Annotated in this window: 21 protein-coding genes; 11 read left to right on the top strand and 10 right to left on the bottom strand. The window is 67.0% G+C overall.

Annotated elements, in window-relative coordinates:
* The first annotated feature begins 105 nt into the window (after positions 1 to 105).
* The gene (locus ACZ46K_RS17205; RefSeq protein WP_464743802.1) at positions 106 to 540 is read left to right on the top strand and encodes a nuclear transport factor 2 family protein; all 435 of its coding nucleotides are present in this window, start codon (positions 106 to 108) and stop codon (positions 538 to 540) included.
* A 62-nt stretch (positions 541 to 602) separates the two neighbouring features.
* Here ACZ46K_RS17205 and bsaP read toward each other — a convergent pair whose 3' ends face one another.
* On the bottom strand, positions 603 to 803 hold the full coding sequence (gene bsaP, locus ACZ46K_RS17200; RefSeq protein WP_464743800.1) for a biotin synthase auxiliary protein BsaP: 201 nt from the start codon (positions 801 to 803) through the stop codon (positions 603 to 605).
* Between the two features lie 2 nt (positions 804 to 805).
* Complete coding sequence (bioB, locus tag ACZ46K_RS17195) at positions 806 to 1,819, bottom strand: biotin synthase BioB (protein ID WP_464743798.1); 1,014 nt, start codon at positions 1,817 to 1,819, stop codon at positions 806 to 808.
* Positions 1,820 to 1,933: 114 nt separating this feature from the next.
* Between bioB and ACZ46K_RS17190 the strand changes: the two genes are divergently transcribed.
* The 7 genes from ACZ46K_RS17190 (at position 1,934) to ACZ46K_RS17160 (ending at position 10,961) form a co-directional block, all read left to right on the top strand.
* On the top strand, positions 1,934 to 2,560 hold the full coding sequence (locus ACZ46K_RS17190) for a TetR family transcriptional regulator (protein ID WP_464743796.1): 627 nt from the start codon (positions 1,934 to 1,936) through the stop codon (positions 2,558 to 2,560).
* A 43-nt stretch (positions 2,561 to 2,603) separates the two neighbouring features.
* Positions 2,604 to 3,935: an SWIM zinc finger family protein gene (locus ACZ46K_RS17185; RefSeq protein ID WP_464743794.1), complete on the top strand. Its 1,332-nt coding sequence runs from the start codon at positions 2,604 to 2,606 to the stop codon at positions 3,933 to 3,935.
* Positions 3,932 to 5,362, top strand: a complete 1,431-nt coding sequence (locus ACZ46K_RS17180) for a DUF5691 domain-containing protein (RefSeq protein ID WP_464743792.1) — start codon at positions 3,932 to 3,934, stop codon at positions 5,360 to 5,362. The genes ACZ46K_RS17185 and ACZ46K_RS17180 overlap by 4 nt, the downstream gene beginning before the upstream one ends.
* Positions 5,359 to 6,462, top strand: coding sequence for an ATP-binding protein (locus tag ACZ46K_RS17175; protein ID WP_054807870.1), 1,104 nt, complete (start codon positions 5,359 to 5,361; stop codon positions 6,460 to 6,462). The genes ACZ46K_RS17180 and ACZ46K_RS17175 overlap by 4 nt, the downstream gene beginning before the upstream one ends.
* 2 nt (positions 6,463 to 6,464) lie before the next feature.
* Positions 6,465 to 8,648, top strand: a complete 2,184-nt coding sequence (locus ACZ46K_RS17170) for a DUF5682 family protein (RefSeq protein WP_464749368.1) — start codon at positions 6,465 to 6,467, stop codon at positions 8,646 to 8,648.
* Positions 8,649 to 8,764: 116 nt separating this feature from the next.
* Positions 8,765 to 9,895, top strand: a complete 1,131-nt coding sequence (locus tag ACZ46K_RS17165; protein WP_054807725.1) for a VWA domain-containing protein — start codon at positions 8,765 to 8,767, stop codon at positions 9,893 to 9,895.
* Positions 9,896 to 9,977: 82 nt separating this feature from the next.
* Positions 9,978 to 10,961 carry an iron-siderophore ABC transporter substrate-binding protein gene (locus tag ACZ46K_RS17160; RefSeq protein WP_464743790.1) on the top strand — a complete coding sequence of 328 codons (984 nt, stop codon included), beginning with the start codon at positions 9,978 to 9,980 and terminating at the stop codon, positions 10,959 to 10,961.
* Positions 10,962 to 10,973: 12 nt separating this feature from the next.
* Here ACZ46K_RS17160 and ACZ46K_RS17155 read toward each other — a convergent pair whose 3' ends face one another.
* The 5 genes from ACZ46K_RS17155 to ACZ46K_RS17135 are packed head-to-tail and all read right to left on the bottom strand — an operon-like array spanning position 10,974 to position 15,500.
* Positions 10,974 to 11,612 carry an MSMEG_1061 family FMN-dependent PPOX-type flavoprotein gene (locus ACZ46K_RS17155; protein WP_054807328.1) on the bottom strand — a complete coding sequence of 213 codons (639 nt, stop codon included), beginning with the start codon at positions 11,610 to 11,612 and terminating at the stop codon, positions 10,974 to 10,976.
* A gap of 60 nt (positions 11,613 to 11,672) precedes the next feature.
* Positions 11,673 to 12,419: a succinate dehydrogenase/fumarate reductase iron-sulfur subunit gene (locus ACZ46K_RS17150; RefSeq protein ID WP_464743787.1), complete on the bottom strand. Its 747-nt coding sequence runs from the start codon at positions 12,417 to 12,419 to the stop codon at positions 11,673 to 11,675.
* A 1-nt stretch (position 12,420) separates the two neighbouring features.
* Positions 12,421 to 14,352: a fumarate reductase/succinate dehydrogenase flavoprotein subunit gene (locus ACZ46K_RS17145; protein ID WP_054807327.1), complete on the bottom strand. Its 1,932-nt coding sequence runs from the start codon at positions 14,350 to 14,352 to the stop codon at positions 12,421 to 12,423.
* 54 nt (positions 14,353 to 14,406) lie between these two features.
* Positions 14,407 to 15,216, bottom strand: coding sequence for a hypothetical protein (locus ACZ46K_RS17140; protein ID WP_464743785.1), 810 nt, complete (start codon positions 15,214 to 15,216; stop codon positions 14,407 to 14,409).
* A complete protein-coding gene (locus ACZ46K_RS17135; protein ID WP_054807331.1) occupies positions 15,213 to 15,500 on the bottom strand; it encodes a hypothetical protein in 288 nt (95 codons plus the stop codon). Before ACZ46K_RS17135 ends, ACZ46K_RS17140 begins: the two co-directional genes overlap by 4 nt.
* A gap of 118 nt (positions 15,501 to 15,618) precedes the next feature.
* On the opposite strand from ACZ46K_RS17135, the gene ACZ46K_RS17130 reads away from it, so the two are divergent.
* Together ACZ46K_RS17130 and ACZ46K_RS17125 are read left to right on the top strand one after the other, a co-directional pair.
* Positions 15,619 to 16,194, top strand: a complete 576-nt coding sequence (locus ACZ46K_RS17130; protein WP_464743783.1) for a class I SAM-dependent methyltransferase — start codon at positions 15,619 to 15,621, stop codon at positions 16,192 to 16,194.
* A 296-nt stretch (positions 16,195 to 16,490) separates the two neighbouring features.
* Positions 16,491 to 17,699, top strand: coding sequence for an IS30 family transposase (locus tag ACZ46K_RS17125; RefSeq protein ID WP_464749314.1), 1,209 nt, complete (start codon positions 16,491 to 16,493; stop codon positions 17,697 to 17,699).
* A gap of 122 nt (positions 17,700 to 17,821) precedes the next feature.
* On the opposite strand, the gene bioD is transcribed toward ACZ46K_RS17125, so the two are convergent.
* From bioD to ACZ46K_RS17110, 3 genes are all read right to left on the bottom strand, one after another.
* Complete coding sequence (bioD, locus tag ACZ46K_RS17120; RefSeq protein ID WP_464743781.1) at positions 17,822 to 18,607, bottom strand: dethiobiotin synthase; 786 nt, start codon at positions 18,605 to 18,607, stop codon at positions 17,822 to 17,824.
* Positions 18,604 to 19,743, bottom strand: a complete 1,140-nt coding sequence (locus tag ACZ46K_RS17115; protein ID WP_464743779.1) for an 8-amino-7-oxononanoate synthase — start codon at positions 19,741 to 19,743, stop codon at positions 18,604 to 18,606. Before ACZ46K_RS17115 ends, bioD begins: the two co-directional genes overlap by 4 nt.
* Positions 19,744 to 19,809: 66 nt before the next feature.
* The gene (locus ACZ46K_RS17110) at positions 19,810 to 21,096 is read right to left on the bottom strand and encodes an adenosylmethionine--8-amino-7-oxononanoate transaminase (RefSeq protein ID WP_464743777.1); all 1,287 of its coding nucleotides are present in this window, start codon (positions 21,094 to 21,096) and stop codon (positions 19,810 to 19,812) included.
* Between the two features lie 137 nt (positions 21,097 to 21,233).
* Between ACZ46K_RS17110 and ACZ46K_RS17105 the strand changes: the two genes are divergently transcribed.
* The gene (locus ACZ46K_RS17105) at positions 21,234 to 23,309 is read left to right on the top strand and encodes an acyltransferase family protein (RefSeq protein WP_464743775.1); all 2,076 of its coding nucleotides are present in this window, start codon (positions 21,234 to 21,236) and stop codon (positions 23,307 to 23,309) included.
* The last annotated feature ends 35 nt before the right edge of the window (positions 23,310 to 23,344 follow it).

The following is a 23,344-nucleotide window of genomic DNA, read 5'->3' as shown; positions in this document are numbered from 1 at the left end:
CCGTCGGCATCGCCCCGGCCGCGCTGCTCGGGTTTCCCGCAGTGCAGGTTCCACTGAGCGGGTTCTGTGGTCGACAGCACCGTCCGCAGTTGCATACTCGTCGCCATGAACAACCCGTCGGATCTGGCCGGCCGATACGCGCTCGCAGTGGATGAGCGAGACCGTGTCGCTCTGACGTCCCTGTTCACGGCAGACGCCGAATTCGTGCAGCCTCCCGCGGTCACCCGCGGAGCCGAGCATGTGGTCACGGTCGGTGGAGACGCGATCGTCGCGGTCGTACTCGACGGCACGGCACACCTGCACGGCACACGTCACGAGGTGCACCAACAGGTGATCGATGTCGACGGTGACACCGCTACCGGGTGGGTGTACTGCCTGGCGCATCACCTGTATCGCGGTCGTGACGGCATGCGCGACAACGCGATCGCCATCCGTTATCGCGACGACTATCTGAGGGCGCACGGAAGCTGGAAGATCGCGCGTCGCGAACTCGTCGTCGACTACACCGAGGACAACGCGGTCACCGTGCCCGGCCTCTGACGTTCCGGCGCTCTCCGAGTACGACCCGAGCCGGTTCGGGCAAACAGGAACGGGCAGTGCTCTCAGCGCTGCTCGTCACGCCATGAATCGATCGTCCCGTGCCGTGAGCATCTGGCCCACCATCCGTCCGGCGCAATCTGCACGATCATCCGGCGTCCGCACTGCGTGCAATAGCGGGGCGGCTCGAGGCCCAGCCGTGCGGCAACAGGCCGCGTCGTTGCGTCGACAGCCGCGATCGCGGCGCCAGTGAAGGGATCGAACATCCTCAGATGCTCTCGCCGAGCGCCTTGATCGGCATCTTCAGTTCGTCGAGAAGGTCGAGGTCGGTTTCGGCGCGTCGCCCCAGCGTTGTCAGATAGTTGCCGACGATCACCGCGTTGATGCCACCGAGAATGCCCTGCTTCGCCCCGAGATCGCCGAGGGTGATCTCACGCCCACCGGCGAACCGGAGGATCGTGCGCGGCAGTGCGAGACGAAACGCCGCGACAGCCTTGAGTGCCTCCGACGCGGGCAGAACATCGAGGTCACCGAACGGGGTACCGGGCCGCGGGTTGAGGAAGTTCAGCGGAACCTCGTCGGGTTCGAGAGCGGCAAGGTCGGCAGCGAATTCGGCGCGCTGTTCGAGGCTCTCACCCATCCCGAGGATCCCGCCGCAGCACACCTCCATCCCGGCCTCGCGGACCATGCGCAGCGTCTCCCACCGTTCTTCCCACGTGTGCGTGGTGACAACGTTGGGGAAGAAGGATTTCGCGGTCTCCAGGTTGTGGTTGTAGCGGTGCACGCCAAGCGCGGCGAGTTGGTCCACCTGGTCCTGGGTGAGCATGCCGAGCGAACACGCGACCTGGATGTCGACCTCACCGCGGATCGCCTCGACTCCCGCCGCGACCTGCGCCATCAGCCGAGCATCGGGCCCTCGGACCGCCGCGACGATGCAGAACTCGGTCGCTCCGGTCTTCGCGGTCTGTTTGGCGGCCTCGACGAGGGCCGGTATGTCGAGCCACGCCGAGCGGACGGGCGAGGCGAACAGTCCGGACTGGGAACAGAAGTGGCAGTCCTCGGGACACCCGCCGGTCTTGAGGCTGATGATGCCCTCGACCTCCACTTCGGGCCCGCACCACGTCATCCGTACGTCGTGTGCCAGTGAGAGCAGGTCCTCGAGCCGATCGTCGGGCAGGCGCAGGATCTCGAGTGTCTGCGCGCGGTCGAGGCCTCGACCACGCCGGAGTACTCGGTCACGTGCGAGTTCGAGGATGTCGACTCGGGCAGGGGCGTGGGTCACTGCGAACTCCTGAGGATCGGAACTTGAACACCGTTCACTTGAACAGCGTTCAGGTTAGGGTCGAGGTCCGATAGTGTCAACGCAGAGCAACCACGAGACAGGGAGCAGACACCCGTGCAGCTGCGACGCGGCGACGTCCTCGACGGCGCCATGGCGATACTCGACGAGTACGGCCTGGGCGACCTGACCATGCGCAAACTCGCGACCTCACTCGGCGTGCAGCCGGGCGCTCTGTACTGGCACTTCCCCAACAAACAGACCCTGCTCGGCGCGATGGCCGATCGCATCCTCGACGGCCTCGACGCACCGCCCACCGCCGACACATGGGACGGTGCGCTCACCGAGCTCGCCTACCGGTTCCGCGGCGCACTGCTCGCCCACCGCGACGGCGCCGAACTGGTCGCCGCGACCTACGCCTCGCGCTTGACCACCTCCCGCGCCCGCGACAGCTTCGTCACGGCCGCACTACTCGCGGGACTGTCCCGCGCGCACTCCGAACTCACCGGCTACGCGCTACTGCACTATGTCCTCGGCCACACCGTCGACGAGCAGTCACGTCTCCAACTCGCCGAACTCGGCGCGCTCACCCGCGCGCCGATCGCCCCCGATACCGCAACGGAGAACGTCGCGACGTCGGACGACGACCTGCTCGACGGCGACCCCGCCACCCGATTCGACTTCGGGTTGACCTTGTTCGTCGATGGGATCCGTGGCCGCCTCACCGAACACGCATCGTCCTGATCGTTTACGAATCTGTCGGAGTGCTGCCGTACGTTTCTTCACCGTGACACCCCCCTGGACCCTCGAACAGATCACCGCAGCAGCGCCGGATCAGGCGTCGATGTCGGCTGCCCGTCGACTCTCGTCCGCATGGTCCGACACCGGATACTCCGAGCGATCGATCTGGGGACTGTGCCGCGGTAGCGGGTCGAAGCCCTACGCCACCACAGTGGACCTCACCGGTCCCGCATTCCGCTGTTCGTGCCCGAGCCGCAAGTTCCCCTGCAAGCACGCACTGAGCCTGCTGACGCTGTGGGCGTCGGGCACTGTTCCCGCGGGTTCCGAACCCGAGTTCGCCTCAGAGTGGCTCCACACCCGGGCAGAGAAAGCCGCCACAACCGCCGACGCGACCGACGACACCCCCGCCCACGCCGGCTCATCGACGAAGACGCCCGATCCCACGACGGCACAACGGCGCGCCGAACGCGTCGCGGCGGGGCTCGACGATCTCGAACGCTGGCTCACCGACCGGGTCCGCAGCGGACTCGGGTCGATCTCCCACGACTACCGCACCTACGACGAGGTGGCCTCACGCATGATCGACGCGCAGGCACCCGGCGTCGCCTCGATGCTGCGCGCACTCCCGGGGATGGCGACCTCCGGAACCGACTGGCCCACACGGCTTCTGTCCGAGTACGGCCGCATCTACCTGCTCATCCGCGCGTACCGCGACGTAGCCTCCCTTCCCGATCCGCTCGCCCGATCCGTGCACACCCACCTCGGCTTCCCGACGAAGGCCGACGACGTCCGGCGTGAACCCGCCGTCCGCGATCACTGGCACGTGCTCGCCACCCGCGTCACCGAGGACAACCGCGTGTACACCCGGAAGGTATGGCTGCGCGGACGCACCAGCGAGCGCTGGGCGATCCTGCTCGATTTCGCCCATGGCACGCAGCGGTTCCCCAGCGCAGCACCGACGGTCGGCACCGCCGTCGACGCCGACCTGCACTTCTATCCGGCCGCCGCACCCCTGCGCGCCCAACTCGGCACACAGCACGGCCTTCCGGCACAGATCTCGTCACTGCCGGGGACCGACCTCGACGGGGCACTGGCCGACTACGCCGATGCGCTCGCCGCCGACCCGTGGACACGGTCGTGGCCCATGGTTCTCGACGCTGTGACCCCCACCTGCGCCGCCGACGGCTGGCATCTCGTCGACGGACACGGCCGGGCACTACCCCTCGGCGGCGGCGACAACGACCGGTGGCGACTGCTTGCGGTCGCCGGCGGACGCCCACTGACGGTATGCGGCGACTGGGATGGCCGCAGCGTCACCCCTGTCGCGATGTTCACCACCACCGAACTGTCCTCCAGCGCCGAAGGGGCATCCCTGTGAGCAGTACCGGTATCGAAACACTCACCACTGCGGCGCTTCTCGGCACCGCTCGCGCGACACCGGCCTTCGATTCCCTGCACACCGCCGACGCTGCCGACGCGACGATCGGCACCGCCGAGCATCGACTGCTCGCGGCGGCAGCACTCGAATCGGTGTTCCTCACGGGCGGAACCCTCCCGACCCCGCACCCCCGCCCCGGCGTCGCCCCCGACGACACACGCCCCGAACTCCCTCCCGCCGCGACGGAGAGACTACTCGGGCTGCTCACCGTCGGTTCCGACCTTCTGGACGAATGGTTCTATGCTGCAAAACGATTCAAAGCTCCGGGCGAGCTCATCGTGGACCTGCTGGACAAGGCGGCCACCAACAGCGCACACCGGATGGCCCTGACTGCGCTTGCCGGCCGACGCGGCCAGTGGGTCGCGGCGCAGAATCCGCGATGGGCACCGCTGGTCGATCCCGACCTCGGCGACGACGACGTGTGGCTGCACGGCACACCGGCCAGGCGACGCTCATGGTTCCAGAACCTGCGAGGAGCCGATCCGGCAGCCGCGTCCGCACGGCTGGCAGAGGTGTGGACATCGGAGAACGCGGCGACTCGACTCGCCCTGATCGAGGCGCTCTCACCCGGGCTCGGCTCCCACGACGAACAACTGCTCGAACGAGCCCTGGACGATCGAAGCGGCAGAGTCCGCGAGGTCGCCATCCGGTTCCTGCGCCGACTCCCCGACTCCGCATTCGGGCGCCGTATGTCTCAGCGGGTGCACGAGTGGGTCCGGGTGGACGGATCCATCCTGTGCATTTCACTGCCCGACACGTTGGACGCTGCTGCAGTGCGCGACGGCCTCGATGCCCGGGGCCCGAGCAGGCTGGGCACGGTCGAGACGCACCGCACGTGGTCTCTCGCGGCTTCCGCGCCGCTCACCGCATGGTGCGGGCCCGACCGATCCCCCGACGATGTCCTCGCATTGCAGGTCGCCGACCACCTCGGCGATGCCGTACGCGCCGGTTGGGCGACCGCCACCGCCGACCACCTCGACGAACAGTGGGCGAGCGCGATGCTCCGCCGCGACGGGAAGGTCGACGAGCTCGTCGCCGGGGCACTCCCACGCGCCGTCCTCGTCGAGCACCTGCGGGGAGCCTCGGGAACCCAGTTGCTCGACACGATCCTTCTCGACGCACTTTCGGCGCCGTGGCCGATCGACGTCGCAGAGGCGGTGCTCGCGGCGCTCTACACCGCCGCAGCTCCGAAGTCGAACACGTTCCGGTCGCTGACCACCCTGCTCGCGCACCGCGCACCTTACGAGGTGGGCGACCTGTTCGCGGATGCCGCGACCCGCACCGACGATCTCGACCGGCTCGGCCGCTTCGCCACCGCCGCAGACATCTTGAACCAACGTCGTACCCTTCACGAGGAGTTGAGTTGACCGACAACGTCATCGACGAGCCGACACTGCTGCGCCCCCACGCGGAACAGCAGTACGCAGACGAGCTCGCCGCGCTCGCCCGACTCGACGACCGCGCTCGTCCACCGTCGTGGCAGCTCTCACCGTGGGCGGTCGTGACATACCTGCTCGGCGGCGCACTGTCCGACGGCACCGTGATCTCGCCGAAGTACGTGGGACCTCGCCGCCTCATGGAGGTCGCCGTGGCGACCCTCGCGACCGATCGTGCGTTGCTGCTGCTCGGAGTTCCGGGCACCGCGAAGACGTGGGTGTCGGAACACCTCGCGGCTGCCGTGTCCGGATCGTCGACCCGCCTCGTGCAGGGCACCGCGGGCACCGCGGAGGAGGCGATCCGGTACGGCTGGAACTATGCGCGTCTGCTCGCCGAGGGACCGTCACCCGCAGCTCTCGTACCGTCACCGATCATGACCGCGATGCGCGACGGGGCGATTGCGCGTGTCGAGGAGCTCACCCGCATCCCGGCCGATGTACAGGACGCGCTGATCACAGTGCTGTCCGAGAAGACGTTGCCCGTGCCCGAGCTGAACATGGAAGTACAGGCCGCAAAGGGTTTCAACGTCATCGCCACTGCCAACGACCGCGATCGTGGGGTCAACGATCTGTCGTCCGCGTTGCGCCGCCGCTTCAACACGGTTGTGCTGCCACTGCCCGCCAGCGAGGAAGACGAAGTCGCGATCGTCGCGCGCCGCGTGGAGCAGCTCGGGGCCTCGCTCGAGCTACCGCACGTGCCTGCCGCCGCGGAGGAGATCCGCCGCGTCGTGACGGTGTTCCGGGAGCTGCGGTCGGGAGTGACCACCGACGGGCGGACCAAACTCAAGTCGCCGTCGGGAACTCTCTCCACCGCCGAGGCGATCTCGGTGGTCACCAACGGTTTAGCGCTGTCGGCGCATTTCGGCGACGGTGTGCTGCGCTCGTCCGATGTCGCGGCCGGAATTCTCGGCGCGGTCGTGAAGGACCCGACCGCCGACCGGCAGGTGTGGATCGAATACCTCGAGGCAGTGGTGCGTGAGCGCACCGACTGGGCCGACTTCTACCGTTCCTGCCGCGAGGTCACCGGGTGACAGTGTCCGCTGAGGTGCGGGTGTTCGGAATCCGGCATCACGGCCCCGGTTCCGCCCGCGCAGTGTTGCGCGCCCTCGCCGAGTTCGAACCCGATACCGTCCTCATCGAGGGTCCGTCGGACGCCGACCAGCTCACCGCGCTGGCGGCCTCCGACGATCTCCACCCCCCCGTGGCGCTGCTCGCCTATGCCACCGGCGAACCCGCGACCTCGGCGTTCTGGCCGTTCGCCGAATTCTCGCCGGAGTGGCAGGCGCTGCGCTGGGCGATCCTGCACGACGCCGACGTGCGGTTCTGCGACCTGCCTGCGGCGCAGCAACTCGCCGCCGACAGGGCAACCGAGCGGGATCGACCGGATCCGCTCGTCGCGCTCGCTGCCGCCGGTGGGTACGACGACTTCGAGCAGTGGTGGGACACGGTCGTCGAGTCGGGGACACCGGGCGACGGCCACGATCACATGGCCGATTTCGACGCGATCACCGAGGCGATGGCCGCGCTCCGGGAGGACACCGCACTCGACGACCACACCGCACAGCGCGAGGCACACATGCGTCAGGTGCTGCGCGGCACCATCAAGGCCGGCGCGTTGAAGATCGCGGTGGTGTGCGGCGCGATGCACGCTCCCGCACTGACAGGCAAGCTCGGTCCGGCGGCGCCGGATGCGCGGCTGCTCAAGGGCCTTCCCAAGGTAAAGACATCGCTGACGTGGGTGCCCTGGACACATTCGCGGTTGGCCTCCGCCTCGGGGTACGGCGCGGGAATCACCTCCCCCGGCTGGTATCACCACCTGTTCACCCAGCAGCAGGACACGATCACGCGGTGGCTCACCCGGGTCGCACGCACGCTGCGAGAACGCGACCTTCCGGTGTCGAGCGCTCACGTGATCGAAGCGACCCGGCTCGCCGACACCCTGGCGGCGTTACGCACTCGACCGCTGGCCGGGCTCGCCGAAGTCACCGAGGCCACCCGCGCGGTGCTCTGCGACGGCGACGATGTGCTCCTCGAATACGTCACCCGCACCCTCGTCGTCGGCGAGGCCCTCGGCAGTGTCCCCGACGACACACCCACCGTTCCGCTCGACGCCGATCTGCAGGCCTCGTCGAAGACACTGCGACTCAAGCGTTCTGCACAGAGCAAAGCCCTCGATCTCGACCTGCGCAAGCAGATCGACGTGGGTCGCTCGCAGCTGCTGCACCGCCTGCGGGTGCTCGGGATCTCCTGGGGCGTCCCACGTACCAGCGACGTGCGGTCGACGGGTACGTTCCGGGAGACCTGGGCTCTGCAGTGGGAGCCCGAGTTGTCGGTGTCGATCGTCGAGGCATCCCGCTGGGGCACCACCGTCGAATCGGCTGCCCACGAACTGGTACTCGACCGTGCCCGCGATCCCGACGCCACCCTGGCGCAGGTGGTCGCTCTACTCGAAGAGACACTGCTCGCCGATCTGCGCGACGCGATCCCCGAACTGCTCCGATCGATCGACACCGCCGCCGCGCTCGATCACGACGTAGCACATCTGATGGCGGCGCTGCCTCCGTTGATCCGCACCCTGCGGTACGGCGATGTTCGTGGCACCGACCTGTCGTCGCTCGCGCATGTGGCCGATGCCCTCCTGGTGCGGATCTGCGCGGGCCTGCCCGCTGCCATGACCGGTCTCGATACCGACGCGGCCGACGCACTCCGCCGCGGGGTCGATGCCGTCCACGCAGCACTCGCGCTGCGCGACGACGCCGCGTCCACGAGACGGTGGCTCGATACCCTCACCGTCATCGCCGACCGCGACGAGATCGACGGCATTCTCACCGGCCGGACGGTGCGGCTACTCCGCGACATGGGTCGCATCGACGAACAGGACACAGCAGTGCGTGTGTCCCGGGCGTTGTCGATCGGCAGCGAACCCGCCGCAAAAGCACGCTGGATCGACGGATTCGTCGGCGACGGCGCGCTGTTGCTCATCCACGATCGGGCACTGCTGACGCTGATCGATCGCTGGGTATCAGGGCTGCACAGGCAGGACTTCGTCGACGTCCTACCGGTGTTGCGCCGCACGTTCGGCGGCTTCGAGGCGACCGAACGGGCAACACTCGGCGCCGCCATCCGTGGTGGTGCGATGGTGCGCACCGCAACCCCCGTCGATGTCGAACGGGGCCGACGTGCCACCGCCGCAACGGCTCTGATCCTGGGAGTGTGAGCATGACGACACCGTCGAACGTCACCGAACAATCCGACACGACGACACCGAGAGATTCAGTGCCGACGGAAGACACAGTGCCGACGGAAGACACGGGGACGGCAGATCAGGAGCGGATGCGCCGCTGGCGCCTGCTCCTCGGCGAAGCCGCACAGGAATCGACCTGTGCCCTCGGGTCCTCGAGCGATGCCGCGATGGACGGCGCACTCGCCGCGCTCTACGACCGTCCCGACTCCGCCGACGGAAGTGGTCCGCGAAGTGCGGGTCTCGGTTCGTCGGCACCGCGTGTGGCGCGGTGGCTCGGCGATATCCGCACGTACTTCCCGACCTCTGTGGTGCAGGTGATGCAGCGCGACGCGATGGATCGGCTCGGGTTGACCCAGCTGCTCCTCGAACCCGAAATGCTCGATGCCGTCGAACCGGATGTCCATCTCGTGGGAACGCTACTGAGCCTCAATCGGGTGATGCCCGAGACCACGAAGGCCACGGCTCGGATGGTCGTCGAGAAGGTCGTCCGCGTGGTCGAGGAGCGCATCGCCCAGCACACGCGCGCCGCGGTGACCGGAGCCTTGAACCGCTCGGCACGCACGTCGAATCCGAAGCTGCGCGACATCGACTGGAACCGAACGATCCGCGCGAACCTTGCTCACTATCTGCCGGAGCACAGGACGGTGGTGCCGCAGCGTCTCATCGGCTACGGACGACGGTCGCAGGCCGTGCAACGCGACGTGGTGCTGGCGATCGACCAGTCGGGGTCGATGGCGTCGAGTGTGGTGTACGCGTCGGTGTTCGGCGCGGTGCTCGCGTCGATGCGGGCGCTGCGGACATCACTGGTCGTGTTCGACACGGCCGTGGTGGATCTGACCGACAAGCTGGCCGATCCGGTCGATGTCCTGTTCGGGACCCAGCTCGGCGGCGGTACCGACATCAATCGGGCGATCGCGTACAGCCAGTCGCTGATCACGCGCCCCACCGAGTCGATGTTCGTTCTCATCTCCGACCTGTACGAGGGCGGTATCCGCGCGGAGATGCTCACGCGGATGGCGGCGATGAAGGACGCGGGTGTTCAGGTGGTGGTGCTGCTCGCGTTGTCCGACGACGGTGCACCATCGTTCGACCGTGACAACGCGGCAGCGCTGGCCGGCCTCGGTATCCCGGCGTTCGCCTGCACACCCGACAAGTTCCCGGAGTTGCTGGCGCTGTCGCTCGAGCGCCGCGACATCGGCAGGTGGGCGCAGTCTCTCTGACCACACCCGACGACACCGGTCGCAGAGTTAGGATGTCCTGACCTAGCTGACTCCGGCTTCGGTCGACGGAACGAGGACACCTGTGAAACTTCGAAGTGCGGCCTTCATCGCCGCCGCGGCTCTGGTCGTGGCCGGCTGCAGTTCTGGCGGCGACGAACCCTCCGGCGACACCGGAGCGACCGGGGACGGCGCCTTCCCCGCCACCGTCGACACCATGTTCGGTGAGGTCACAGTCGGGTCCGCACCCGAGCGGGTAGCTGCGCTCGGGTGGGGCGACGCGGAGACCGCGCTCGCGCTCGGCGTGCAACCGGTGGCTGCGAGCGACTGGCTCGCATTCGGCGGCGACGGCGTCGGTCCCTGGGCCGACGGGCTGTACACCGAATCACCGGAGATCATCGGCACCATGGAGCCGTCGTTCGAGCAGATCGCGGCGCTCGCGCCGGATCTGATTCTCGACACAGCCAGCTCCGGCGACCAGCAGCGTTACGACACGCTCTCCCAGATCGCCCCGACGGTCGGTCCTCCGGAGGGCGCGATGGCGTACCTGACACCGCGCGACGACCAGATCACGATGGTCGCGACCGCACTCGGTGTTCCCGACAAGGGCGACGAGTTGGTGAGCGACATCGACGCGCAGTTCGCGCAGGCCGAAGCCGCTCACCCGGAGTTCGCGGGTAAGACCGTCACGGTCGCGGCGTACACCGCCGACGGCTGGGGCGCCTACGTCTCCCGCGACGCCCGCGTGCAGTTCATGCAGGATCTCGGGTTCGTGAACAATCCGGAGGTCGAGGCCACCACAACCGAGGACTTCTTCATTCCGATCTCGGATGAGAACCTGGGCATGCTCGACGCCGATCTGCTCATCGTGATGCCGATCTACGTCGATTCCGCCGAGGTGACCGACAATCCGCTGTTTCAGCAGATTCCCGCGGTGAGCGACGGGCGAGCACTCGTGCTCGACAGCGGCTCCGACGTCGCCAATGCCATATCGCTGAACTCGGCGCTGTCGATCCCGTTCGCCCTCGAAGAACTCCTGCCGCAGATATCGGAGCGCGTCCCCGCCTGACGCGGGCAGGCGTCAGTACAAGAACTCGCGGTACGACTCCTGGCGGGCCGGTTCGAGTTGGGAGACGTCGAGGTGGTGCTGCTGCGCGACCATGTCCCGGATCGCTGGGACGGAGTCCTGATCAGGCCACGTCGACGGCTCCCACACCTGTGCGCGGAGCAACGCCCGCGCACAGTGGAGGTAGGCCTCGTCGACACGCACGATCACCGCGAGCTGTGCCGGTTTGCCGGACATCGCCAGTTCGGCGAGGAGTTCCGGATCAGTGGACAGCGTCGCCGTACCGTTGACGCGCACGACCTCTTCGTTGCCCGGCACGATGAACAGAATTCCTACGTGGGGATTCTCGAGGATGTTTCTGTACGAGTCTGCGCGACGGTTCCCTGGACGATCCGGCAGGATCAGAGTCTTCTCGTCAGGGAAGAGCACCGTGCTGACCAGATCGCCGCGTGGTGAACTGTCGCAGTTGCCGGCCGCATCGGATGTTGCGAGAACGAAGAACCGCGCCTGCGCAATGAATTCGCGCATCAACGGCGTCGTGAAGGGCGTCGTCTTCTCTTTCATCGCCGGGAACGGTTCGCCGACCGCTGCCTCGAGTTGTTCGATCGTGTCGATCCTCTCGCGGACGAGATCATCGATCCTGCTTGCCTCCACGGGCGCCACCTCCGCCCCGGACGATACCCAACGGGCCGGAGGGCCGAGCGCCCAGCACCGTCAGCGGCGGAAGAGCTTGTTTCCCAACCACACGATCGGATCGTAGCGGCGACCCGCAACGCGTTCCTTCATCGGGATGATCGCGTTGTCGGTGATGTGGATGTTCTCCGGACACACCTCGGTGCAGCACTTCGTGATATTGCACAGCCCGAGTCCGTCCTCGTCCTGTGCGGCATCCCGGCGGTCGGCGACATCGAGCGGATGCATCTCGAGTTCAGCGAGTCGGATGAAGAAGCGCGGGCCCGCGAATGCTTCCTTGTTCTCTTCGTGGTCACGCACGACATGGCACACGTTCTGGCACAGGAAACACTCGATGCATTTGCGGAACTCCTGGGACCGCTGCACATCGATCTGCTGCATTCGATAGTCCCCCGGTGCCAGATCCGCCGGCGGGGTGAACGAGGGGATCTGCCTGGCTTTCGCGTAGTTGAACGACACGTCGGTCACGAGGTCACGGATGATCGGGAAGGTCCGCATCGGGGTCACGGTCACCGTCTCGTCCGGATCGAACACCGACATACGGGTCATGCAGGTGAGCCGAGGGCGCCCGTTGACCTCGGCCGAACACGATCCGCACTTACCGGCCTTGCAGTTCCACCGCACCGCGAGGTCCGGGGTCTGTGTGGCTTGGAGTCGGTGCAGGATGTCGAGCACGACCTCGCCCTCGTTCACCTCGACGGTGTAGTCCTGCAGGTCTCCGCCGTCGACATCGCCGCGCCATATCCGGAACGCCGCTTCATAACCCATGTCAGCCCTTCCGTCCCGGATGATCCGCGAGTTCCTCGTCGGTGTAGTACTTGCCGAGTTCGTCGATGTCGAACAGTGCGAGCAGGTCCGGGCGCATCGGCTCCTGCCGCTGCGCGGTCACCGACACGTCGGGAATCACGGGGTCGCCGCCATTCGTGCGGCACACCAGGAGAGTGCGACGCCACTGCGGGTCCATCGACGGATGGTCGTCGCGGGTGTGGCCGCCGCGACTTTCGGTGCGCTGCAAGGCTGATTCGGCCACACATTCGCACACCAGCAGCATGTTGCGCAGGTCGACCGCGAGGTGCCAGCCGGGATTGAACTGCCGGTGTCCCTCCACCGCGACCTGGCGAATCCGAGCGCGCAGCCTCTGCAGTTCGTCCAGCGCGCGCTCGATCTCGTCGGCGCGGCGGATGATCCCCACGAGGTCGTGCATCGACTGCTGCAGTTCGGTGTGCAAGGTGTACGGGTTCTCCACCGGGCCGGATCCCTCGCCGCCGGCAGCAGCCGCGTCGAACGGGGACAACGCGACTCGCGCGGCAACCTCGACATCGGCATCGGTGACGACCGGACGCGCATTCAGCCCCAGTACGTAGTCGGCGGCACCGAGACCCGCCCGCCGACCGAACACCAGCAGATCCGACAGCGAGTTCCCGCCGAGCCGGTTCGACCCGTGCATCCCGCCGGAGCATTCTCCGGCGGCGAACAGACCCGGCACCGATGCGGCACCGGTGTCGGGGTCGACCTCGATCCCACCCATGACGTAGTGGCAGGTGGGTCCGACCTCCATGGCCTCGGCGGTGATGTCGACGTCGGCGAGTTCTTTGAACTGGTGGTGCATGGACGGCAGTCGCCGCATGATCTCGGCCGCGGGCATCCGGGATGCGATATCGAGGAAGACACCCCCGTGGGGGGTGCCGCGTCCCTCTTTGACCTCGGAGTTGATGGCGCGGGCCACCTCGTCACGCGGCAGCAGGTCGGGGGTGCGGCGATTGTTCTCCTGGTCGTCGTACCAGCGGTCGGCTTCCTCTGCCGTTTCGGCGTATTGGCCTTTGAACACCGGTGGGATGTACGAGAACATGAACCGGTCACCGTCGGTGTTCTTCAGGACCCCGCCGTCGCCTCGCACACCTTCGGTGACGAGGATGCCTTTCACGCTGGGTGGCCAGATCATTCCGGTGGGGTGGAACTGGACGAACTCCATGTTGATCAGTGCCGCGCCCGCCCGAAGCGCGAGGGCGTGCCCGTCACCGGTGTACTCCCACGAGTTCGACGTCACTTTCCAGGATTTGCCGATACCGCCGGTTGCCACGACGACGGCGGGGGTCTCGAAGAGCACGAACCGCCCGGTCTCGCGCCAATATCCGAACGCCCCCGCGATCCGGCCCTCGGAGTCCTTCAGCAGTTCGGTGATCGTGCACTCGGCGTAGACCTTCACCCGCGCCTCGTAATCGCCGTGCTCGGCGTGGTCCTCCTGCTGCAGCGACACGATCTTCTGCTGCATCGTGCGGATCAGTTCCAGACCTGTTCGGTCACCGACATGCGCGAGGCGCGGGTAGGTGTGGCCGCCGAAGTTGCGTTGGCTGATGCGCCCGTCGGGCGTGCGGTCGAACAACGCGCCGTAGGTTTCGAGTTCCCACACCCGGTCGGGAGCTTCTCGCGCGTGCACTTCCGCCATTCGCCAGTTGTTGAGGAACTTGCCGCCGCGCATGGTGTCCTGGAAATGCACCTGCCACGAATCGTGGGGGTTGGCGTTGCCCATCGCGGCGGCGCACCCGCCCTCTGCCATGACGGTGTGGGCCTTGCCGAACAGCGACTTGCACACCACGGCGACCGAGAGCCCCCGTTGGCGGGCCTCGATGACCGCGCGCAGGCCCGCCCCACCGGCCCCGATCACCACCACGTCGACCCTGTGCCGCTCGACTTCCACCATCCGTGCCCTCCCCTGTGTCGTTGCGCATGTCTGTCGTGCGTGCCCGAGGATTCGTCAGCCGACGAACCGCAGATCCGAGATGGTGCCACTCGCCACGAGCATGATGTAGAAGTCGGTGATCATCAGGGTGCCCAACGTGATCCACGCGAACTGCATGTGCCGGGTATTGAGTTTCGAAACGAATGTCCAGATACGGTATCGCACAGGATGTTTCGAGAAATGCTTGAGACGTCCTCCGGTGACGTGCCGACATGAGTGGCACGACACGGTGTACCCCCAGAGGAGGATCACATTGATCAGCAGGATCACATTGCCGAGGCCGAACCCGAATCCGCTCGGGCTCCGGAACGCGACGACCATGTCGTACGTGTTGATCAGCGAGACGACGACGCCCGCGTAGAAGAAGTAGCGATGCGCATTCTGCAGGATCAACGGCAGTCGGGCCTCCCCCGTATAACGGGCGTGCGGTTCGGCCACTGCGCACGCGGCGGGTGCCAGCCAGAACGAGCGATAGTAGGCCTTGCGGTAGTAGTAACAGGTCAACCGGAAGCCGAGCAGGAACGGCAGAGACAGGAACGCGAGAGGCATCCACATCGGGAGCTCGCCGACCCAGGTACCGAAATGCCGGGCACCTTCGACGCACGAGTCACTCACGCACGGCGAGTAGAACGGCGTGAGGTAGTGGTAGTCCTCGACGTAATAGGCAGACCGGACGAACGAGCGGATCGTGGCGTAGACGACGAAGACGAGAAGCCCGAGGGCAGTCAGCAGCGGGGATTGCCACCAGCGGTCGGTGCGCAGCGTCCGGGCCGCGATCCGCGCGCGAGTCGCGGACCGCACACCGGTCGCCGCAGGGGCGCTCACCGATCTCCGTGGAGACCGCCGAGGCCCTCGTCGTCCACATCCACGCCGCGGAACAACGAGTCGTCGTACGGCTCGTTGGGGACTGGGATGCGCTCACCCGAATACACGTGAGCCTCGGCCGGAGGGCGTTCGGCGAGGTCGTGCGCGTCGATATCGAGGCGTTCGAGATCGTTCGCCAGCCGTTGCACGGCGGCAGCGTCGCCGTAGCGCGAACGCAACGATCCGACGCAGTGACGCAGATGACCGATGGTCCGTTGCAGTTCTTGCATTTCGGTGGACATCAGTACCTCCGAACCCAGCGGTCGGCACGTCGACGCCGGCCGACACGATGTGACACCATTCACAGTACGATAGATCCGCTGTCACCGAGCGTGGTTTCGCGCCACCGAATGGAGGACATCCGTGGCTCGACCCGACAACGCCCGCATCGCCGAGGTCTTCGATGCGACAGCACCGCAATACGACAGGCAGATCGGATTCTCGGAGCGACGTCTACTCGGAAATCCACGCCGGTGGGCCATCGGGCACGCGTCGGGTCGCGTCCTCGAGATCGCAGTCGGTACCGGGCTGAATCTTCCGCTGTACGGACCCGACGTGACCGAGGTGACCGGGATCGACCTGTCCGCGGGCATGCTCGCGCACGCACAGCAGCGCATCGCCGATCACCGGCTCACGCGCTGCGAGGTACGACGCGGGGACGTCCAGGCGTTGGATCTCGCAGACGAATCCGTCGACACCGTCGTCTCGACCCTGTCCTATTGCACGATCCCCGATCCCGCAGCGGCCAGCGCCGAGGCCATGCGGGTACTCGTACCCGGAGGGCGGTTCGTGCTCGTCGAGCACGGCCCCTCCACGGCGGGTTCACATGATCGTCGCAACACTCTCGATGAGAGGTTGCGACGATCATGTCGTTTCAGGAGGACTGCCTTCGGTTCGGTGACGAGCTGGCCCGGCTCACCGATGCCGGTATGCCAGTGAAAGAGGCGGCAGTCGTGATGGGGCTGCCTCGCGGTCGCTGCTATGCCATCCTGCAGGCGATCGGCCTGCCCGCCGGCCAGCCACGCGGTCCAGGCAAGAGCGGTGATCAACGTGGGGTCCCCGATCGAATGGTGATCGTGGCCGTGTTCGACAAGACCGGTTCGATCAACCAGGCCGCGAAAGCGTGCGGGGTCTCGCCTTCGGTCGCACGCAGAATCCTGGTCTCGGAGGGTCTGGTGACCAGCGAAAAGATCCCACCTCGAGGCAAGAGCGAGGCCAAACACCGCTTCGGGGAACTGGTCGCACAAGGCTGGTCGATAACGCGAGCTGCCCACGAAGTGGGCGTCCACACGCGCACTGCCCGTGACTGGCGCAAAGGCATCCGGAAGGTCGGCAACACGCGAGTCCATCCTGATGGCAGGGTCGTGGACTACAGGCGCGGAACCGTCTACGAACAGACGGTGACCAGTGCGATCTGTGATGATGCCGTAAAGCCTGCGGTCAGTGATCGCTCGGTCAGTGATCGCTACCTGTCGATCGAGGACCGGGTTGCGATCGCCGACGGCCTGGTGGTCAAGGACTCGCTGCGCACAATCGCTGCACGGATCGGCAAGAACGTCTCCACGGTCTCGCGGGAGGTACGCGGGCACAGCATCGAAGGCCGGTATCTGCCGTATCAGGCCGATCGGGTTGCTGCCGCGGCCCGGGCGCGGCCCAAGCAGTCCAAACTGGTTCAGAACGCGGTCCTGCGGGCAGCGGTCGAGGAAGGCTTGTCCCGGAAGTTGTCACCGGAACAGATCTCGCATCGCCTGCGCCGGGATCACCCTGACGACGAAAGCATGCGGGTGAGCCACGAGACGATCTACCAGGCATTGTATTTTCAGGCCCGCGGAGGACTGAAACGCGAAGTACAGCAGGCACTTCGAACCGGTCGAACGAGGCGTGCACCGCAGCACAAAGAGGGTGAACGGTATCAGCGGTTCACCGATCCGATGATCATGATCAGTGATCGGCCCGCCGAGGTCGCCGACCGCGCCGTACCCGGGCACTGGGAAGGCGATCTGATCACCGGTGAACAGAACAAGACCGCGATCGGCACCCTGGTCGAACGTTCCACCCGCTACACGATGCTGCTGTATCTACCCGACGGGCATGACGCCGAACAGGTCCGCGATGCGCTGATCGTGGCCATGCGTGAGTTGCCTGCGCATCTACGTGGGTCGCTGACGTGGGATCAAGGAGCCGAGATGGCCAGACACAAGCAGATCAGCGTCGCTACCGAGATGGCCGTCTACTTCTGCGACCCGGCCAGCCCCTGGCAACGCGGTAGCAACGAGAACACCAATGGACTGCTCCGGCAGTACTTCCCCAAAGGCACCGACCTCAGTGTCTACGGACCGGAAGACCTCGAGCATGTTGCCCAGGAACTCAACGGCCGTCCACGCAAGACGCTCGGCTGGGATACTCCAGCCGAGCGTCTGCGTGATCTAATCACCACCAACTAACAGCGGTGTTGCGTCGACCCCTTGAAACCGCCCACCAATCGGGTCCTGACCTCGTTCATGCGCGCGATCGAGCCCCTGACCCTGAAGTTCATGGCCGATCATCTGGTGCGAGACCCCGTTCCCTATCTCGAGGACACGGGCTTCGTGATCGACAGCGTCGATCGAACCGGACTGGGCGGCAATTGCTTCCGGGTTCTCGCGCACAAACCGGAATGAACCCGGCCGGGAGTCCGAGGTTCGAGATCCGGCAACCATGTCACAGCGCCGGCGAGGAACTCGTCCGGTGCGAGTGCACCACTGCCTTCCGGGATGCGGCCGAGCACCGGGACACCCGCAACATCGGGGAGGTCGTCGAGGTTGCAGCGTTCGGCGAGATCCGGTTCGTCCGGCCACGATCCGACGATCACACCGGCGCAGTCCACCCCTGCCGCACGCAATGCGGCAGCGGTGAGCGCGGTGTGATTGAGGGTGCCGAGTCCGGACACGGCCACGATCACGGCCGGTGCGTTCAGTGCCGCTGCAACGTCCGCGAGAGTGAATCCGTCCGCGCCGAGTCGTACGAGCACTCCCCCTGCGCCTTCGACGAGGGTGAGGTCGTGGGTCGCGTCGAGATCCCTGATCGCACGGACGACCTCGGCGAGTTCGAGGAACGGGCGACCGCTTCGGCGCGCGGCGGTGTCGGGTGCGAGCGGTTCCGGGTAACGGGCGAGTTCGAGAACATCGACGCGCGATCCGGTGAGCCGTTCGATCTCGTGCAGATCTCCGGGTTCTCCGTCTGCCACGCCGGTCTGCGCGGGTTTACACACCGCCACCGTCTTTCCCGACGACAACGCGAGCGTCGCCAGCGCGGCGGTCGCCACGGTCTTCCCTACATCGGTCGAGGTACCCGTGACGCACAACATGCTCACGAACGCACTCCTGCCAGGACGTCGGTGAGGACACGGTCGATCAACTCGAGGTCGGCGGCGGTGAGATCGGCACGTGCGGTCAATCGCAGCCGCGACGTTCCGGCAGGCACCGACGGCGGGCGGAAGCAGCCGACGTGCAGACCGCGCTCGCGGCACTCACGGGCCGCTCCGACCGCAACGTGAGGGTCACCGAGGATCACCGACACGACGGCCGATTCGGGGGTCGTCGCGGCCGTCGTGGCGGCGAGGTGGCGTGCCCGGTCGAGAACCGCACCCGCACGTCCGGGCTCGGCGCGCAGGACTTTCAACGCACCCCGCGCCGCGCCGACGGCGGCGGGCGCGAGACCGGTATCGAAGATGAAGGTGCGTGCGGTGTCGATGAGATGTTCCCGCACGCGGGCATCGGCGAGCACGATGCCGCCCTGTGATGCGAGGGACTTCGACAGTGTGGCGGTGACGATCACATCCGGCTCGCCGGCGAGGCCCACTTCGTGGACGAGTCCGCGGCCCCCTGCTCCGCGAACTCCGACACCGTGGGCCTCGTCGACGAGCAGCATCGCGCCCTGCTCGCGGCACACCCTGTGCAATGCGAGCAGCGGTGCGAGATCTCCCTCTGCGCTGAACACAGAGTCGGTGAGGACGAGGGCGCGGGATTCGGTGCGCGCGGCGAGGGCGGCGGCCACCGCGTCGACGTCGTTGTGCGGAGCCACGTGGATGCGCGAACGCGACAGCCGGCACGCATCGACGAGCGAGGCGTGGCAACCGGCGTCGGAGACGACGAGAGCGTCGCGCCCCGCGAGCGCCGTGACCGCACCGAGGTTGGCGGCGTAGCCGCTGGAGAACACCAACCCTGTCTCGGCGCCGACGAACTCGGCGAATTCACGTTCGAGCAGTTCGTGTTCGGCGGTAGTCCCGGTGACCAGTCTGGATCCGGTCGCGCCGCCACCCCAGCGGTGCAGCGCCGCCGCGGCGCCGGCGACCACCTCGGGGTGACGGACCAGCCCGAGATAGTCGTTGGATGCGAGGTCGACGATCGGCGCCGACGGCGTGCGCGGAACCAGGTCGCGGTGCAGGCCCGCGCGGCGCCGAGTGTCGGCGGCGATGTCGAGCCATGCGAGCGCAGCGGATGCAGTCATGGTCGGCACCATACTTGAACACCGTTCAAGTAGTCGAGTGGGTGCCGTTCGGCGCCCGGCGCGGGCTCAGTGCCCGCTGCGGGCCGCTGCGAGCATGCCCTCGCAGATCCGGGCCACGTCGTCGGCGGTGCACACATACGGCGGCATCGTGTAGATGAGGTTACGGAACGGCCGCAGCCACACCCCGGCACCGACCGCCGCATCGGTCGCAGCACGCATGTCGACGGGCTGGGCGAGCTCCAGGACGCCGATCCCCCCGAGGACCCGGACGTCTACGACCCCGGAGATGTCCCGAGCCGGTGCGAGCCCGGCTTCGAGGCCGGAGGTGAGTGCGGCGACCTCGGCGCGCCAGTCACGTGAGAGCAACAGTTCGGTGGATGCGACCGCCACGGCGCACGCGAGTGGATTACCCATGAAGGTCGGGCCGTGCATTACTCCGCCGCCTTCGCCCGCACTGATCGCCTCGGCAATGTCCGACGTGCACAGGACCGCGGCGAGGGTCAGATACCCACCGGTGAGCGCCTTACCGACGCACAGGACGTCCGGTGACACACCCGCGTGGTCCGCGGCGAACAGCTCACCGGTGCGACCGAACCCGGTGGCGATCTCGTCGAAGATGAGCAGCAGTCCGTGTTCGTCGCACATGCGGCGCAATTCGCGCAGGTAGGCGGGATCATGGAAGCGCATGCCGCCGGCACCCTGCACGACCGGTTCGACGATCACTGCGGCGAGTTCGTCGGTGTGCTCGTTCAGTATCGATTCGAAGGTCTCGACGTAGTCCGCGTCGAATTCGGCCGGTGGCGCGGGGGCGAACACCTGCTGCGCGAGCACGTCCGTCCACATCGAATGCATCCCGCCTTCGGGGTCGCACACGCTCATCGGCGCGAACGTGTCGCCGTGGTAGCCGCCGCGCCACGTGAGCAGGCGGTGCCGCTCCGGTTTCCCGACCGCCCGCTGATACTGCAACGCGATCTTGATTGCGACCTCGACCGACACAGAGCCGGAGTCGGCGAGGAACACCTTGTCGAGCCCGTCCGGCGTGATCTCCACCAGCAGTTCGGCCAGACGCGCCGCGGGCGCGTGCGTCAGCCCACCGAACATGACGTGGCTCATCTTGGACAACTGCTCGGTGACGGCGCGGTCGAGCACCGGGTGCCGGTAGCCGTGCACCGTCGCCCACCAGGAGCTCATGCCGTCGACCAGCTCACGCCCGTCGGCCAGCACGAGCCGCGTACCATGAGCACGGTCGACCACGAGCGGTTCGGTCGACGGAGGGAACGCACCGTACGGATGCCACAGGTGCGCTGCGTCGAGAGACGAGATACGTGCAGCAGAAGAGGTGGTGGATGACACGCACCCGACTGTAAGCGGTTGGTGATCACAGAGTGCCACCCCGTAGTCTGCCTAGGTTCATGTGAAGCTTCCTCACACGAACAGCTCGACGGATGTCGGCCGCCGAGCCCGCACGCACCAGGGGTACTGCCAGCTTCATGTCCGTCCATACGTCGCATTCAGCCGTGAACACCACGGCGGCCCCAGCCTCTGCTCGCCCTGGCTATCGGGCCGATCTCGACGGAGTCCGCGGACTCGCCATCGCCTTGGTGGTGGTCTTCCATGTCTGGTTCGGACGCGTGTCCGGCGGCGTCGACGTGTTTCTCGCGCTGTCCGGCTTCTTCTTCGTCGGCTCCTTGCTCCGGGTCGCGGAATCAGGTGCGCCCCTCGACCCGTGGCCGGTGCTGAAGCGGGTCGGGCGCCGGCTACTCGCGCCACTGGTTCTCGTCCTCGCGGGCACGACGATCGCCGCACTCGTCCTGCTCCCGTTCCCTCAGTGGGACCGGGTCGCGGAGCAGACACGCGCATCGCTGCTGTTCGTGCAGAACTGGGAGCTCGCGCGCACCGCGAGCGACTACCTCGCCGCCGATCCCATGGTCAGCCCCCTGCAACACCTGTGGTCGATCGCGGTGCAGGGGCAGTTCTATCTCGCGGCCCTGATCGTGGTGTTCGCCTCGGCGTGGTTGCTGCGTCGGGCACAGATCCCGGTCCGCGTGCCACTGACCGTACTTCTCTCGTTGATCACCGTCGCGTCGCTGGCGTATGCAGCGTTCTCCACGACACCGCAGTCGTGGCTGTACTACGACAGTGCGGCGCGAGTGTGGGAACTGACGCTCGGCGCGGTCCTGGTGTGCATCTCGCCGTGGCTGCGGGCACCGAGACTCGTTCGGTCCGGGTTGGGTATCGCGAGCCTGGCGATTCTCTTCGCGTGCGGGTTCGCTCTCAACGGCAATGCCCTGTTTCCGGGGCCATGGGCATTGGTCCCGGTGGGGGCGGCGATGGCGTTGGTCGTTGCAGGCGCCACCCCCGGCGTCACAGGACCCGACACCCCCTCGGCGAAATTCCTGTCGTCGGCGCCGCTGATCCGGCTCGGAAGCATCGCGTATGCGCTGTACCTGTGGCACTGGCCCGTGCTCATCGGTTACCTGCTGGTGCGAGATCGCCCCTCGGTCGGACTCGTCGGTGGGCTCGTCGTGATCGGTATCTCCCTGGTCCTCGCCGAAGCCACCACCCGGTTCATCGAGACCCCGATTCGGCGGTCGATCCCGGGACGATGGCGCACCACTCTCGTCGCAGGTCTCGCGCTGACTGCGGTGGCGCTGACCGCAGGGTCGACCGGGTGGATCGCCCACGTCGATCGCACGGTGAGTCGCTTCTCCCATTCGGCCCAACCGGACCCCGATCTCTACCCTGGCGCTGCGGCGATCGGACTGCCCGAGGTCGAGCACCAGCCCGTGTACCCGCCACTGATCGTGGCCGCCGACGACCTTCCGCCCGCGACCATCGACGGCTGCATCGCGCAGCACACCAATCACGAAGCCTTGACCTGTGTCTACGGCGACGCGATGTCGACGCGCCGCATGGTTCTCGCCGGCGGTTCGCACTCCGAACACTGGCTCGCGGCGCTCGACGCGTTGGGTCGGGAACACGGCTTCCGCATCGACACCTACCTCAAGGTCGGGTGCCCGTTGTCCGATCCCGCTGCCGACCTGACCGAGGACTCGGAGACCTTGGAGTGCGACTCCTGGTCGGTGAAGGTCCTGGCCGAACTCGCGGCGTATCCGCCCGACGTGCTGTTCACCACCTCCACCAGGACCAAGGACGAGGGTGAGGGGCCGGGCGACTTCACGCCGTTCTGGTACGTCGATCTGTGGCAGACGCTCACCGATTACGGCATCCCGGTGGTCGCGATCCGCGACAATCCGTGGCTCATCGACAACGAGGTCCAGTACACCGCCTCCGATTGTCTGGCTTCGGGCGGCACCGCGGAGTCGTGCGGCGTCGATCGCGCGGCCGCACTCGATCCGGTCGACCCGGCCCTGGCTGCCTCCGCGCACCTTCCGTCGGTGACGCTGCTGGACCTGACCGATTCGTTGTGCCGACAGGACGTGTGCCGCGTCATCGAGGGCAATGTGCTCGTCTACCGCGACGACGACCACCTCACCACGACATATGTACGGACGCTGACGCCCGAACTGGGCCGCCAACTCGGTCCCGCGACCGGGTGGTGGTGACGGCCGCCTCTCCGACGAGAGGGACGCATCCGCGG

The sequence above is a fragment of the Rhodococcus sp. JCM 9793 genome, from assembly GCF_055380405.1.
This window is presented reverse-complemented; position numbering and strand designations above follow the sequence as displayed.